Genomic DNA, 14,492 nt, shown 5'->3' on the forward strand with positions numbered 1-14,492 from the left:
GTGGAGTGTCCTGCACCACCTCGACGGTGCAGGACACGCCACCGTCATTCCGCCGTCGCCGCGGACGCCGTGGCCCGTGGAGTCGGACCGCCGTCCGGCCCGTAGCCGAAGCGGATCAGGAACTGCGGCCACCCCGGTTGTCCGTGGAGCAGCGCCTTGCGCAGGTCCGGCCACTCCAGGGCCTGGTGCAGGGCCGAGGTACGCACACCGTGCGCAGTGGCCAGCAGCAGCATCCGCTCCAGGGCCTGCCCCGCCCGGAGCCAGTCCTCCGGCCGGTCGTACCCCGTGCACACCAGCGCCAGTTGCGCGTGGCGCTCATAGGGCAGCGCCGGCACGCGACGCGCGTCACCGGCACCGGTGAAGTCACGCATCGGAATCCGCCGCGTCGCGTCCCGGGGACCGAGAGCGGAGACCGGGACACCGTACGGGCCGGCGCCGGGCGGGAGAACCCATGCCCGGCTCTCCCTCGTGCGCGCCTTGTCGAGGTGATTGCGCCGCTCCGCCTCGGCGGTCAGAGCGAGCATCCGCCGGGTGGCGACGATGTCGGGAACATGCAGTCGCGCGCCTTCCGTCCGGGTACCCGCCGCCATCTCCGCCACGACCGGCTCCGGCACGGTCCGGCCGGTGAAGGGTATGCGGCTCGTACGGCGCCGGGCTATGGCCTCGTACAGCGCGGGGTCGCGTGAACGGTCGACCGGGGAACCGGTCAGCCGCACCGTGGCCAGCAGATCGGGATCGTCCCCGGGCGGCAGCAGCCGCACCACGGGCTTCCAGCCCAGATGCGCTGCCGCGACGCGCAGGTTGAACACCGCCGCTCCCACGGAGAGATACTGCGCCCGCCTCCTGGGGTCCGCCAACGGTGCCGACCGGCCTCTGACCACGCGGACTTCCAGGGAGCAGGACGCCGGCTCCAGACGGAACCTCCACGGCTGGGAGTTGTGGATCGACGGCGCGGCCACCGCTGCCGAGAGCAGTGTCTCGAGGGAGGCGGCGTCGATTTCCGGTACACGCATCGCGGTCTGTCCTCTCCGGACCCATGACCACGGGCCCGTCGCGTTCTGTTCCCACCCCCACACTGGCCGCCGGGCGGTCGCCGGACCATGGTCCATGGGTCCCCGGCGGGCAGAGTCCGGCCCCCGTGTGATTCCGTCCGGGGTCCGAAGGTCCCGGCCAGGTGGTGGGAGTGGCCCCTGCTCAACTGGGGCCTGTCGGGCAGGCATTGGGACCCTGTGGCCGCCGATGGCAGTGGGGCCGTCGTGACACGTTGGGATTGTTCAACCGGTAGCCCCCGTGAGGTGGTACCGGATCCCAGAGGGCGAGCGCATCCGGCGCACCGGAGCCGACGCCCGTCGCTCCCGTTCCAGGAGAGCCATGAACTTCCACGTTGATTCCGAAGCCGGCCGGCTGCGGCAGGTGATCCTGCACCGCCCCGACCTCGAGCTCAAGCGCCTGACCCCGACGAACAAGGACGCGTTGCTCTTCGACGACGTGCTGTGGGTCAAGCGGGCGAGGGAGGAGCATGACGCCTTCGCCGACACCCTGCGGGACCGCGGCGTACAGGTCCATTACCTGGCCGACCTGCTCACCGAGACCCTGGCCAAGCCCGCCGCCCGCACGCTCGTCCACGACCGTGTCTTCGACGAGCGGGACTTCGGCCCCCTCGCCACCGACCGGATGCGGGCCGTCTTCGACGCCATGGAGCCCACCGAGCTGACGGGCTATCTGATCGGCGGGATGACCAAGCGCGAGCTGACACACCACCTCGGCGCGCTCCACAGCGTACGGCTGCACACCATGGCCCCCGACGACTTCGTCCTGGCCCCGCTCCCCAACCACCTCTTCACCCGAGACACCTCCTGCTGGGTGTACGACGGGGTGAGCGTGAACCCGATGAAGAAGCGGGCACGCCGCCGGGAGACCGTCCACTTCGAGGCCGTCTACCGGCACCACCCGCTCTTCGAGAAGCAGGAGTACCACCTGTGGTCCGGCGGCCAGGCGGACCACCCGTCCACCATCGAAGGCGGCGACGTCCTGGTCATCGGGAACGGCGCGGTCCTGGTGGGCATGAGCGAGCGCACCACGCCACAGGCCGTCGAGGCGCTGGCCCTGCGGATGTTCGCCGCCGGCTCCGCACGCCGCGTGGTGGCCCTGGAGATGCCCAAGAGGCGAAGCTTCATGCACCTCGACACCGTGATGACCATGGTGAGTGGTGACACCTTCACCCAGTACGCCGGGCTCGGCATGCTGCCGTCCTGCACCATCGAGCCGGGAACGGACGGCGACAAGCTGGTGATCACCGACCATGCGCCGGAGGACATGCACCACGCCATCGCCGACGCGCTCGGACTGGCGTCGGTCACCGTCCACTCGGCGACCCAGGACGTCCACTCCGCCGAGCGGGAGCAGTGGGACGACGGCTGCAACGTCCTGGCCGTCGAACCCGGCGTCGTCGTCGCCTACGAGCGCAATGTGACCACCAACACCCATCTGCGCCGCAACGGTATCGAGGTCATCACGATCCGCGGCAGCGAGCTCGGCCGGGGGCGCGGCGGTCCGCGCTGCATGAGCTGCCCCGTCGAGCGCGCCGCCGCCTGACGCTCGTCAATTCCCGATCAGCGGAGGAGTACGTCACCATGGCCCTCAACCTGCGACACCGCAGCTTCCTCAAGGAACTCGACCTCACTCCCGGCGAGTTCCGCTTCCTGCTCGACCTGTCCGCCCAGCTGAAGTCCGCCCGCAACACGGGCACCGAACAACAGCGCCTGCGCGGCAAGAACATCGCCCTGATCTTCGAGAAGACCTCCACCCGCACCCGCTGCGCCTTCGAGACCGCTGCCCACCAACAGGGCGCGCACGTCACGTACTTGGACCCGGCGGGCGCGCAGATCGGCCACAAGGAGTCCATCAAGGACACCGCCCGCGTCCTCGGCCGTCTCTACGACGGCATCGAGTACCGGGGCAGCAGCCAGCGCATCGTCGAGGATCTGTCCGACTACTCCGGCGTCCCGGTGTGGAACGGCCTGACGGACGAATGGCACCCCACCCAGTCCCTCGCCGACGCCCTGACGATGTGGGAGAACACCGACAAGCCCCTGCACGACATCTCCTTCGCCTACCTCGGCGACGCCCGCAACAACGTGGGCAACTCCCTGCTGGTCATGGGCGCGATGCTCGGCATGGACGTCCGCATGGTCGGCCCCGAAAGCCTGCGGAACGCGCCCGAGGTGGTCAAGGAGGCCCGGCGGCTCGCGGAGTCCACCGGTGCGCGGATCACGCTCACGGACGATGTCACCGAAGGGGTGGCGGGCGCGGACTTCCTTTACACCGATGTCTGGGTCTCCATGGGCGAGCCGAAGGAGATCTGGGACGAGCGGATCGCCCTGCTCAAGCCGTACCAGGTGACCGCGGACACGCTCAAGGCCACGGGCAATCCCCGGGTGAAGTTCATGCACTGCCTGCCGGCCTTCCACGACAGCGAGACCACCGTGGGAGCGGCGGTGCTGGCCCGGACCGGTCTGACCGCCCTCGAAGTCACCGACGAGGTCTTCGAGTCCGCGCACTCCATCGTCTTCGACCAGGCCGAGAACCGGCTGCACACCATCAAGGCCGTCCTCGTCGCCACGCTCGGCGACTGAATCTCGGGAGAAGTCATGCGCGTCGTCGTCGCGCTCGGCGGCAATGCCCTGCTCCGCAGGGGAGACCGTCCGGACGCAGCCGTGCAGCACGCCAACGTCAGGGCGGCCGTGGCCGCCCTGGCCCCCCTCGCCCACCGGCACGAACTGGTGATCACCCATGGCAACGGGCCGCAGGTCGGCCTGCTCGCCCTCCAGAGCGCCGCCGACCGGAGCCTCACCTCGCCCTACCCCTTCGACGTCCTCGGCGCCGAGACCCAGGGCATGATCGGCTACTGGCTGCTCCAGTCGCTCCAGAACGCCCTGCCCAATCGCCAGGTCTGCGCCCTGCTCAACCAGACGCTCGTCTCCGCCGCCGACCCCGCGTTCGGCCACCCCACCAAGTTCGTGGGCCCGGTCTACGAACAGGAGGAAGCCGAACGGCTCGCCGCCGAGCGCGGCTGGACGGTCAGGCAGGACGGTCCGCACTGGCGCCGCGTCGTGCCGTCCCCCGACCCGCAACGCGTCGTCGAGACCCGGCTGATCCGCCTGCTGCTCGACTCCGGTGCGGTCGCGGTCTGCGCCGGAGGCGGCGGCGTCCCCGTCATCCGCGACGAAACCGGCCAACTCACCGGAGTGGAAGCCGTCGTCGACAAGGACCTGACCGCCGCCCTGCTCGCCGAGGCACTCGATGCCGACGCGCTGCTGCTGCTCACGGATGTGCCCCAGGTGATGCGGAGTTACGGAACCCCGGACGTGGAGCCCATCGGGCACACCACTCCCGGGCAGTTGCGTGCCGAGCGGTTCCCGGCCGGTTCCATGGGGCCCAAGGTGGAGGCGGTTTGCCGGTTCGTGGAACTCACCGGAGGCATGGCCGCCATCGGTGCCCTCGGCGATGCGCAAGCCATCCTCGACGGCACCGCGGGCACGGTCGTCACCCCCAGCGGCCGCCCCTTCGAGGACGGCACCGACGGACCGCAGGACCGGCCATGACCACACACGCCACCCCGTCCGCCACCCCGGAGTCCGGCAGCGCGCCGGAACCGGCCGGGCCGGCCCGGCGGAGGACCTTCAGATTTCCCTCCGCCTTCACCGTGCTGGCCGCCGTCACCCTCGCCGTCTGGGCCCTGACCTTCGTCATCCCCGCCGGGAGGTATGACACCAAGGACGGCAGCCCGGTTCCGGACACCTATCACTCGGTCAAACTGGCCACCGGGTTCGGGAGTCGGCTCAAGGACCTCTTCCTCTCTCCCGTCAACGGGCTGTACGGGGTCACCGACGCACACTCCGGGCTCACTGCGCCCGGCGGCGACGGTGCGTTCTTCGGAGCGGCGGGAGTGTTCCTGTTCGTCCTCGCCGTGGGCGCCTTCATCACCGTCACCCTGCGGACCGGCGCCCTGACCTCAGGGGTGGCCCGCCTCGCCGAACGGCTCCGGCAGCACCGGACACTTCTGCTGGTGGTGCTGCTGGCCCTGTTCTCCCTGGGCGGCACCACCTACGGCATGGCCGAGGAGACGCTGGGCTTCTACGGACTGATGATCCCGCTGATGCTCAAGCTGGGCTACGACCGGATGGTCGGCGCCGCAGTGATCATGGTCGGCGCCGGGGTGGGCACCCTCGCCTCCACCGTGAACCCCTTCGCCACCGGCGTGGCCTCCGACAGCGCCGGCATCGGCACCGGTGACGGCATCGTGCTCCGGCTGCTGATGTGGGCGGTGCTGACGGCGCTGGCCGCCCTGTATCTGGTGCGCTATGCCAACCGGGTTCTCGCGGACTCCGACCGCTCCCTGGTGGCTCCGGTGCCGGAGGACGACGAGCTCAGACACGAGGGCTCGACTGCCGGACCCCTGACCGTACGGCAGCGCGTCGTGCTGGCCCTCTTCGCCGCGACCTTCCTCTTCATGATCTTCGCCGTGATCCCCTGGGCCGACCTGCACATCACCTTCCTGCCCACCCTGGGCTGGTACTTCCCCGAACTGGCAGCCCTGTTCATCGTGGCGGCCATCGCGGTCGGTCTCATCGCCGGACTCGGCGAGAAGGGCACGACCAGCGCCATCGTGGCAGGCGCGGGGGACTTCATCGGGGCAGCAATGATCATCATGCTGGCCCGTGGGGTCACCGTCATCATGAACAACGCCAGCATCACCGACACCATCCTCCACGCTCTGCACAGCGCCGTCTCCGGGACGTCCTCCGGGTTCTTCACCGTGCTGATGTTCCTGGTGAACATCCCCCTGGCGTTCTTCGTGCCCTCCTCATCCGGGCACGCGGCCCTGGCCATGCCCATCCTCGCCCCGCTCGCCGACTTCGCCGGCGTCAGCCGGGCCCTGGTGGTCACCGCCTACCAGTCCGCCTCCGGCTGGGTAAACCTCATCACCCCGACCTCCGCCGTCGTCATGGGCGGCCTGGCCTTGTCCAAGGTGCGCTACGACCGGTACCTGCGGTTCATGGCACCGCTGATGGGCATCCTGTTGGCGGCCGTTGCAGGCTTCATGATCCTTGGCGCGGCCGTCAATTGACGGCCCTGCCCTCGATTGCTGGACAGGCTTGGGAAAGCCTGTCCAGCAATCGGCGGCTGAGCGGTGGCGTCCCCGGGGCGTACGAGCCCCGACGCCTCCGCCGTGTTGTTCGCGCTGCTTCGATCCTGTTTGTCCAGGGAGCTGTGTCATGGGCCGAACGGACCCTTTGGAGCGGGTGGTTGGACCACTGGCCTGCTCGGCCGCGGATGCCGTGGTCCATCATCGGTACGGCTTCCGCGACCACCGTGGCTCCACCACCTCCCACTCCGCCTCCCACCGGGTGTACCGCTTGCGGTCCAGCGCCGCGATGAGTGCCGCCCGCGCACCGAAGAACACCACGAGGAGACCTACGGCCGTCATGCCACCGGCGAGCCAGGCGACCGCCACGACATCTTCCTGACGCATCGGCGGTTTCGTAAGCTTCTCCTCCCGGTCCACCCAGACCAGGACTTCCTCGCCCTTGGCCGAGCCCTCAGGGACATCGGCAACGCCTGTCCGTTCCTTGCCTTTTGTGCCGGTCCAGCGCACAGGCGCCCGTTGCATGTCGTCCTTGGAGGGGGAGGTGTCGGCCGCGTCCCCGATCAGACGGACGGTGATCTGATGCCTTTGCTCTGATTCCTTATGGAGGGTGTGCATCTGGGACTCGTGCACGTCTTTGGCGACTGCGGGCGTGACGGTCGGCAGGGCGAGGATCAGGAGGAGGAGCAGGCCGGCTTCGAGCCATGCCTGACACCGGTCGGAAGGGCGCCGCAGCGGATTGACCGCCCGCCGCCGAAAGGAGTACGGAACCGGCCCACGCGCATGCGGCGTGCCTCGCGCGTTCATCATTTGCCTCCCAGACGACGGCATCCGACTTGGCGTGCTGTCCCCACGGTCGGGCGCCCGGCTGAGCGGGGTCACGGGGCCGAACGTCCCATGCGGGGGCCGGTGGGGGCCGAAGCGGCGTCAGTTCCCTGGGGCATCGAGCGTCCGGCGGGCCGCACAGTTCCAGCCCGGGCAGCCCGGCCACGGCTGTACGGATGCGGTGCGCCCGGTCCCGGTGGCCGACGTCATGTCCTCCTCGACGACCGCATCATCATCATCCGGGCTCACCATGGCGCCGCGTTGCTCGGCCCGGCTCAGGACGGAGCGGTGGTGGCATACGAGGCCGATGAGTTCGGCATGGCGGAACGGACCGGGTGGAGCGTCGTGGTCACCGGCTATCGCGTCACCACTTGGTGCCTGCCATGCCGACCGTGCCGGTGGCCATCTCGGCAGCGGCGGGGCGTGAGCCCTTGTGCAGGGCTCCGGGTGAGCCGTACGGAGATGGTCAGAGCTGCCTGACTTGCTCCTACAGCGCCTGCCGCAGATGGTACTTATGGAAAGCGACACGGAAGGCGCCCTGGCGGAGCGGGCTAGCCGGAATACGGCTGTAGTAGGCAACCGCGGTAAGACCAGGGCACTTTCCTCGCCGACTGCGGTCCTGCCTGGGGCCGCACCTCGACGTGTGTTAGGCGGGGAAACTGGACGTCAGTGCCCTGACCTGGCTCATGTAGGTCAAGACGGAGTGCTCGCGGCGCCAAGGGCGGAGCGCGCTGGTGAAGATCTTGATGTAGTCGAGGCCGCGTGCGGTCTGAAGCCGGGAGAAGATCTGGAGTGATTCCTGCCCGAGGGACAGGGCGGCGTCCAGGTTCCCCTGCTGGGCGTAGGCCGTGGCCAGGACGGACAGCCGGATACCCCTGGACCTGGCGAACGCGTCCCCGGGCATTGCTCCCAGGGCGTGCCACGCGAAGACGGACTTCGGGCGCCCCAGGTCGCGGAAGATCTCCGTGGCATCCGTGACGACACGCTGCCGGGTGAAGAAGTCGATCCAGGGCCGTTCACCCGTGCCTTCGGCCTGCCCGCGTTCCTGAAGCTGTTCGGCAGCGGCAAGGCAGGCGCAGGCCGAGCGTGCGTCCCCATCCCGTGCGTGCGCGCGTGCCTCGATCAGCTTGGCGAAGCCGAGCACCCGGGGGTCGGCGGCCGGTACCCGCTCGTATGCCCCCTGGGCCATGTCGATGGCCTGCGAGGCGAACCCGCGCATCATGGATTGCATGGCCATCGTGGCCAGGATGTACGAGCCCAGGTGGATGTCGCCCGCGGCCTTGGCCAGCCGCAAGGCCTGGATGTAGTGGCGCTGCGCGGTCTGGTGCTGGTTGGCGTCGAACGCCGTCCAGCCGGCCAGGCGGGCCACCTCGGCGGTCACGGAGAACAGGTCACAGCCATCCCGCTCTGAGTACCGGGTGCGCAGCAGCGGTGTGACGCGCTCGTCCAGGTACTCGGTGAGTGAATGGGACTTCCACAGGGCTCCGCCGAACCGCGAGTCCCACGTCCGTGCGTTGTCGGCCGCTGCGCGGATCTCTTCGATGTGCGCGCGGCCGAGGATATAGGCCCCGGATGACGGCTTCATGGGCTCAGTGGGGCTGATCAGCCAGCGGGTCACCGGTTCGGAGAAGGCTGAGGCGGCAAAAGAAGCCGCGGCCAAGAAGTTGCGTCGGTTCACGGTGCTCCAATACAAGGCCGTTTCGGTGAGCGCCTGCCGTTGGTCTCGCGGAAAGGCGAGGCCGATCGCGCGGTCGTCATGCGCCGATTCCATACCGATGTCGGCCAGGCTCACGGCCCGCCCGAGGCATTCGGCGAGCGCGGTGCAGATGTGCTGGGGCACCGGCCACCTCGGCTGCATGCCCCGGCGGGACCAGTTGGCCACGGAAGTGTGCGTGTATTCGCTGGCGATGCCCTCGGCCAGGCAGAGCTCGTTCAGCCGGTGTGCCAGCCGCTTGTGGCTGATGCCGGACTCCGCGATCAGCTTGTCCAGATGAGCGTTTGCTCCGCGGCCGGAGGCCCTTCCCGCCGTCACAATCTCACGCTCCGTTCCCAGTCAACCGTAGCGCCAACTCCAGCCTAACTGCAGGATGTTGACGTCAACGCCCGCCGCGATCCGTGAGCCCCCCTTGTGAGCCCTGCGGGACTGCTCCCGCCCTGGTGTCCTGACGAGACACGAAGGCGAAGCACACGAAATGCGAGGCTGACCAAGGCCATGACACCCGCCAGGAAGAAATGGATACCGACGTGCGGAGCGCGCTCACGGAGCACAGCGCGCCGACTGCTCGCAACGATCCCCTACGTCGGGCCGCTACTCCCTGAGATCCTGCCACCGTGGGCGATCGCCGTCGTAGCGGCGCTCATAGTTGCGGCGGCCAGCACCGCCGATCGACCTGACTTGCCCCAGGATCCGAGGCGATGGCTCCCGGCAACGTCGACGCCCCGCCCACCGAACGCGGGCACGGAGCAGCTCCACTGACACCGCCCTTCAGACCTGCTCAGGTCCAGTGACATCGGGGCAGCTCGCGTGAGACGGGACAGCAACCGTGATCCCCGGCTGGGTGCTCGTGCTCCCTGCCGGGGATGGCAACGCGTCGAACGGCTGCCGAATAGCTATGGTCGTCACCCCGACCAGGTCCAGTCGGCGACTTCCGGGAGGTCGGTTCCGTGTTCCCGAATCCACGCGTGGTGGCGGGTGCGGGTGTCCTCCATGGTCTGCCGCAGCGTGGCGGCGCGGACGGAGAGGCCGGGGACGCGGTCGATGACGTCCATGACGAGGCGATAGCGGTCGAGGTCGTTGCGTACGACCATGTCGAAGGGCGTGGTGGTGGTGCCGATCTCCTTGTAGCCGCGGACATGCAGATGGGCGTGGCCGGTGCGGCGGTAGGCGAGGCGGTGGATGAGCCAGGGGTAGCCGTGGTAAGCGAAGATGACCGGCTTGTCCTGAGTGAACAGGGCGTCGTACTCGGCGTCGGACATGCCGTGGGGATGCTCCTCCGTCGGCAACAGCCGCGCCAGGTCGACGACATTGACGACGCGCAGGGACAGGCCAGGGAGGCTGTTCCGGATGATCTGGGCAGTGGCCAGGACCTCCTGGGTGGGTACGTCGCCGGCGCAGGCGAGGATGACGTCGGGTTCCCGGGTGCCGTCCTCGGTGCCGGCCCAGGGCCAGATACCGGCGCCCCGGGCGCAGTGGGCCCGTGCCTGCTCCAGGCTCAGCCAGTCGAAGCTGGGCTGCTTGCCGGCGACGATGACGTTGACGTAGTCGCGGCTGCGCAGCACGTGATCGGCCACGGACAACAGGGTGTTGGTGTCCGGCGGGAGGTAGACCCGTACGGCTTCGGGGCTCTTGTTGAGGATGTGGTCGATGAAGCCGGGGTCCTGGTGGGAGAAGCCGTTGTGGTCCTGGCGCCAGACGTGCGAGGTGAGGAGGTAGTTGAGGGAGGCGATGGGGCGGCGCCAGGGGAGGCGGCGGGAAACGCGCAGCCATTTGATGTGCTGGTTGACCATGGAGTCGACGATGTGGACGAACGCCTCGTAGCAGGAGAACAGGCCGTGGCGGCCGGTGAGCAGATATCCCTCCAGCCAGCCCTGGCAGGTGTGTTCGGAGAGGATCTCCATGACACGGCCGTGCCGGTCCAGGTGTTCGTCGGTGGGGAGGGCGGTGGCCTGCCAGGCCTTGCCGCTGGCCCGGTAGACGGCCTGGAGCCGGTTGGAGGCGGTCTCGTCCGGGCCGACGAGGCGGAAGTCGCGGCGTTCGCTCGTGGCTTCCATGACATCCTCGAGCAAGTCGCCCAGGATGCGGGTGGGTTCGTGCAGGGTGGCGCCGGGCTTGTCGACGGGTACGGCGAACCGTTCCAGAGGCGGGATGGGCAGCTCGCGCAGCAGCAGTCCGCCGTTGGCGTGGGGTGTCGCGCCGAGCCTGCGGGTGCCGTCGGGGATGCAGGACAGCACCTCGGGCCGGGGCCGGCCGTGCTCGTCGAAGAGCTCCTGTGGGCGGTACGAGCGCAGCCATGCCTCCAACTGCCGCAGATGCTCGGGGTTGTCGCGCATGCCCGCCAGCGGGACCTGGTGGGCACGCCACGTGCCTTCGACGGGGACGCCGTCCACCTCGGCGGGGCCGGTCCAGCCTTTGGGCGTGCGCAGCACGATCATCGGCCAGCGGGGGCGTTCGGCGATGGCCTCCTCCCGGGCGGTGCGCTGGAGCAGAGCGATGCGGTCGAGCGCGGTGTCCATGGCAGTGGCCATGGCCCGGTGCACGGTCATCGGGTCGTGTCCGGTGACGTGGAGCGGTTCGTGCCCGTAGCCGCGCAGCAGGTCGTCCAGCTCGGGCCCGGGGAGGCGGGACAGCACGGTCGGGTTGGCGATCTTGTAGCCGTTGAGGTGCAGGACGGGCAGGACCGCGCCGTCGTGGACCGGGTCGAGGAACTTGTTCGAGTGCCAGGAGGCGGCCAGCGGTCCGGTCTCGGCCTCGCCGTCGCCGATGACGCACGTGACCACGAGGTCCGGATTGTCGAAGGCGGCTCCGTAGGCGTGGGAGAGGGAGTAGCCCAGTTCGCCGCCCTCGTGGATCGAGCCGGGGGTCTCGGGGGCGACGTGGCTGGGGACGCCGCCGGGGAAGGAGAACTGCCGGAACAGCCGCTCCATACCTGCCGCGTCGCGGCTGACGTCGGGGTACGTCTCGGAGTACGTGCCTTCCAGCCAGGAGTTCGCCAGTACCGCCGGCCCGCCGTGTCCGGGGCCCCAGATGCACAGGGCGTCCAGGTCACGGGCGCGGATGACCCGGTTGAGGTGGGTGTGGACGAGGTTCAGGCCGGGCGAGGTGCCCCAGTGGCCCAGCAGCCGGGGCTTGACGTGCTCGGGGCGCAGCGGCTCTGTCAGCAGCGGGTTGCCCATCAGGTAGATCTGCCCGACGGCCAGGTAGTTCGCGGCGCGCCAGTGGGCGTCCAGCGCCCGCAGCTCCTCCTCGGTGGGACCGGTGGCCGGTGCCGGCGTTGTGACGTCCTGCATGACTGCCTCCGAAGCGTCGGACGGGTCCTTGCCGCGACTCCGTTCCAGCCTGACCCGCCCGTGAGGGAGCCGCCAGGGCCGATCGGAGGGCGGTGGGGACCGTTCGGTCCCTCCACGGTCGGCCAGGCCGGCACGGGCCGTAGCGTTGAGAGGCGCATGGGAGGAGAGGGCAGTGACCGACAGCAATCGGCCGAGGCGCCTGCCACGCTCGGTGTACGAGCGGGAGCTGCTGCGGCTCCAGGTGGAACTGGTCCGACTCCAGGAGTGGGTGCGGGCTGAGGGCAAGCGGCTCGTCGTCGTCTTCGAAGGGCGGGACGCGGCGGGCAAGGGGAGCACGATCAAGCGGGTCACCGAGCGCCTGAATCCACGTGTCGCCCGGATCGCCGCCTTGCCCATCCCGACCGAGCGCGAACGCACGCAGTGGTACTTCCAGCGCTACGTCGCACACCTGCCGGCTGCTGGAGAGATCGTCCTGTTCGACCGCAGCTGGTACAACCGCGCGGGGGTCGAGCACGTCATGAACTTCTGCACCCAAGCGGAATACGAACGCTTCCTCCGCCAGTGCCCCGCCTTCGAACGACTCCTGACCGAAGACGGGATCCTGTTGCGCAAATACTGGTTCTCGGTAAGCGACACCGTGCAGGAACAGCGGTTCCGCGAGCGACTGAGCGACCCGACGCGCCGCTGGAAACTGTCGGCCATGGACCTGGAGTCGATCACCCACTGGGAGGCGTACTCACGGGCCAAGGACGAAATGTTCACGCATACCGACACCCCCGAAGCGCCCTGGTACGTCGTCGAGAGCGACGACAAACGCTCGGCCCGCATCAACATGATCGCCCACCTGCTGTCCACGGTGCCGTACCACGAGGTTCCCGGGCCCGTCCTCGAACTGCCGCCCCGCCCGGCAGCCACCGGATACCGACGGCCTCCTCGGAACCAGCAGACGTACGTGCCCGACCACGCGGCAGAATTGGCCCAGTAGGCGGCGGGCCGGGTACGGCGGGCACCCTCGCCACCTGCCCCACCCGGCCCTGACCAGAGGGCCGGGTGACCCATGGCGCGAGCGTGCCTGCGCGGGATCGTGGAGGGGAAGGGGGGAACGGACGGTGTGATGCCGTTGGGAAGGAGGCCGTCATGGCCGGCTCATCGATATCCAGGCACCGGTCAGGGCTCCCGGAACTGTTCGAGTGGCTCGGATCGGGCTTCCCCGACGTACCAGTGGTATGGGGAGCACGGGATGCGCACCTGATTCCGATCGAGGTCATGGACAGTGGCGCGACGTACGTGCTGCGTGCAGAGCTGCCCGGTATGGACCCTGAGAAGGACATCAAGATCACGGTCGAGGGTGACACCCTCACGGTCCTGGCGGAGCACTCCGAGAGCAAGGAAGACAAACGACACTCGGAGTTCCGCTACGGCTCGTTCGCGCGGTCGGTCCGGCTGCCGTTCCCGATCCCGGAGGACGGCCTCACAGCCGAGTACCGGGACGGCGTCCTCACGGTCACCGTCCCCCGCGTGGTCAAGGAGGAACCGGCTACTCGCACCGTGCCCGTTCGGCGCACCGACTGATCCGCGCTGACTGACCTTCGTGCACAAGGCGGTGGGAACAATGGAACGTTCCCTGGTCGTAGGCGTCGACGGTTCCGACGACAGCCTGGAAGCCCTGGACTGGGCAGTGGACGAGGCGCTCCGTCTCGGCCTGTCCCTGCGCATCGTGTACGCGTCGCTTTGGGAGCGCTACGAAGGCGCGGTGCCGTCCTTCAGTGGCGAACGACCGGCCGACGAGGTCATGACCGAGCGCATCATCGGCTCGGCCGGGCAGCGAGCCCGTCAGCGCGCCCCAGAGCTGAAGATCCACACCACTGTGGTGCCCGAAGACGCCGTGGCCGCCCTTCTGGAGGAGTCGCACGAGGCCGCCGCGCTGGTGACCGGCTCCTCGGGGCGCGGCATCGTCAAGGAGCTGTTGCTGGGCTCGGTGAGCCTTGCCGTGGCCGGCCGCGCCCACTGTCCCGTCACCGTCGTAAGGGGAGAGGAGCGCAACATCCGAGGCATGAACGGCAGGGTCGTCGTCGGAGTCGGCGAGGCCGACGAGGCGGCGACCGCCGTGCGCTTCGCCCTGCGCGAGGCGGAGGCCCGCGGATGCGAGCTCCAGGCGGTTCGGGCCTGGCGCTGCCTCCAGCGGCCCACGGATCCCCTGGCTGTTCTGAATGACACCGCCCGCGCCTACGAAGAGGCGGCCACTGCTGTCCTCGACGAGGTGCTGAGCGATGCCCGGAGCGAGTACCCGGAGGTCACCGTTCGGCGCACCGCGTTCGAAGGGGCCGCCCACAAGGTGCTGCTCGGGCCAACGGCCGAAGCCGATCTCCTGGTCCTCGGCGCCACCCGGCGGCAAGGGCACTTCGGGCTGCAGCTGGGCCGGGTCAGCCACACCGCGCTGCACCACTCGTCCTGCCCGGTCGCTGTCGTTCCCCACAAGGAGTGAGGGCCGAGGCGAGGACGGCGGTCCTCG

The 14,492-nt window shown here is 69.3% G+C and carries 11 protein-coding genes; 7 read left to right on the top strand and 4 right to left on the bottom strand.

Annotated elements, in window-relative coordinates; genetic code table 11:
• Positions 1 to 44: 44 nt before the first annotated feature.
• Positions 45 to 1,013: an Acg family FMN-binding oxidoreductase gene (locus ABCR83_RS20685; protein ID WP_462696586.1), complete on the bottom strand. Its 969-nt coding sequence runs from the start codon at positions 1,011 to 1,013 to the stop codon at positions 45 to 47.
• A gap of 358 nt (positions 1,014 to 1,371) precedes the next feature.
• On the opposite strand from ABCR83_RS20685, the gene ABCR83_RS20690 reads away from it, so the two are divergent.
• From ABCR83_RS20690 to ABCR83_RS20705, 4 genes are read left to right on the top strand one after another with little or no spacing between them, the layout of a single operon-like run.
• The gene (locus ABCR83_RS20690) at positions 1,372 to 2,595 is read left to right on the top strand and encodes an arginine deiminase (RefSeq protein WP_462696587.1); all 1,224 of its coding nucleotides are present in this window, start codon (positions 1,372 to 1,374) and stop codon (positions 2,593 to 2,595) included.
• A gap of 38 nt (positions 2,596 to 2,633) precedes the next feature.
• Positions 2,634 to 3,635 (top strand): ornithine carbamoyltransferase, encoded by a 1,002-nt coding sequence (gene argF, locus ABCR83_RS20695; protein WP_462696588.1) that lies wholly within the window; start codon positions 2,634 to 2,636, stop codon positions 3,633 to 3,635.
• Between the two features lie 15 nt (positions 3,636 to 3,650).
• Complete coding sequence (gene arcC / locus ABCR83_RS20700) at positions 3,651 to 4,604, top strand: carbamate kinase (protein WP_462696589.1); 954 nt, start codon at positions 3,651 to 3,653, stop codon at positions 4,602 to 4,604.
• Positions 4,601 to 6,130, top strand: a complete 1,530-nt coding sequence (locus ABCR83_RS20705; RefSeq protein ID WP_462696590.1) for a YfcC family protein — start codon at positions 4,601 to 4,603, stop codon at positions 6,128 to 6,130. Before arcC ends, ABCR83_RS20705 begins: the two co-directional genes overlap by 4 nt.
• Positions 6,131 to 6,349: 219 nt before the next feature.
• Here the strand turns inward: ABCR83_RS20705 and ABCR83_RS20710 are convergent, their stop codons facing one another.
• The 3 genes from ABCR83_RS20710 to ABCR83_RS20720 form a co-directional block, all read right to left on the bottom strand.
• On the bottom strand, positions 6,350 to 7,030 hold the full coding sequence (locus ABCR83_RS20710; RefSeq protein WP_462696591.1) for an Rv1733c family protein: 681 nt from the start codon (positions 7,028 to 7,030) through the stop codon (positions 6,350 to 6,352).
• Between the two features lie 589 nt (positions 7,031 to 7,619).
• A complete protein-coding gene (locus ABCR83_RS20715; protein WP_462696592.1) occupies positions 7,620 to 9,005 on the bottom strand; it encodes a sporulation protein in 1,386 nt (461 codons plus the stop codon).
• Positions 9,006 to 9,592: 587 nt separating this feature from the next.
• Positions 9,593 to 11,980 carry a phosphoketolase family protein gene (locus ABCR83_RS20720; RefSeq protein ID WP_462696593.1) on the bottom strand — a complete coding sequence of 796 codons (2,388 nt, stop codon included), beginning with the start codon at positions 11,978 to 11,980 and terminating at the stop codon, positions 9,593 to 9,595.
• Positions 11,981 to 12,152: 172 nt separating this feature from the next.
• Between ABCR83_RS20720 and ppk2 the strand changes: the two genes are divergently transcribed.
• From ppk2 to ABCR83_RS20735, 3 genes are all read left to right on the top strand, one after another.
• Positions 12,153 to 12,965 (top strand): polyphosphate kinase 2, encoded by an 813-nt coding sequence (ppk2, locus tag ABCR83_RS20725; RefSeq protein WP_462696594.1) that lies wholly within the window; start codon positions 12,153 to 12,155, stop codon positions 12,963 to 12,965.
• A 152-nt stretch (positions 12,966 to 13,117) separates the two neighbouring features.
• The gene (locus ABCR83_RS20730; protein ID WP_462696595.1) at positions 13,118 to 13,552 is read left to right on the top strand and encodes an Hsp20/alpha crystallin family protein; all 435 of its coding nucleotides are present in this window, start codon (positions 13,118 to 13,120) and stop codon (positions 13,550 to 13,552) included.
• A gap of 40 nt (positions 13,553 to 13,592) precedes the next feature.
• A complete protein-coding gene (locus ABCR83_RS20735) occupies positions 13,593 to 14,465 on the top strand; it encodes a universal stress protein (protein ID WP_462696596.1) in 873 nt (290 codons plus the stop codon).
• The last annotated feature ends 27 nt before the right edge of the window (positions 14,466 to 14,492 follow it).

The sequence above is a fragment of the Streptomyces xingningensis genome (genome assembly GCF_054957865.1).

Excerpts from the sequence above, each read along its gene's own strand:
- ABCR83_RS20705 (WP_462696590.1), top strand. The coding sequence starts at position 4,601 with ATGACCACACACGCCACCCCGTCCGCCACCCCGGAGTCCGGCAGCGCG.
- ABCR83_RS20685 (WP_462696586.1), bottom strand. The coding sequence starts at position 1,013 with ATGCGTGTACCGGAAATCGACGCCGCCTCCCTCGAGACACTGCTCTCG.
- arcC (WP_462696589.1), top strand. The coding sequence starts at position 3,651 with ATGCGCGTCGTCGTCGCGCTCGGCGGCAATGCCCTGCTCCGCAGGGGA.
- ABCR83_RS20730 (WP_462696595.1), top strand. The coding sequence starts at position 13,118 with ATGGCCGGCTCATCGATATCCAGGCACCGGTCAGGGCTCCCGGAACTG.
- argF (WP_462696588.1), top strand. The coding sequence starts at position 2,634 with ATGGCCCTCAACCTGCGACACCGCAGCTTCCTCAAGGAACTCGACCTC.
- ABCR83_RS20735 (WP_462696596.1), top strand. The coding sequence starts at position 13,593 with ATGGAACGTTCCCTGGTCGTAGGCGTCGACGGTTCCGACGACAGCCTG.
- ABCR83_RS20720 (WP_462696593.1), bottom strand. The coding sequence starts at position 11,980 with ATGCAGGACGTCACAACGCCGGCACCGGCCACCGGTCCCACCGAGGAG.
- ABCR83_RS20690 (WP_462696587.1), top strand. The coding sequence starts at position 1,372 with ATGAACTTCCACGTTGATTCCGAAGCCGGCCGGCTGCGGCAGGTGATC.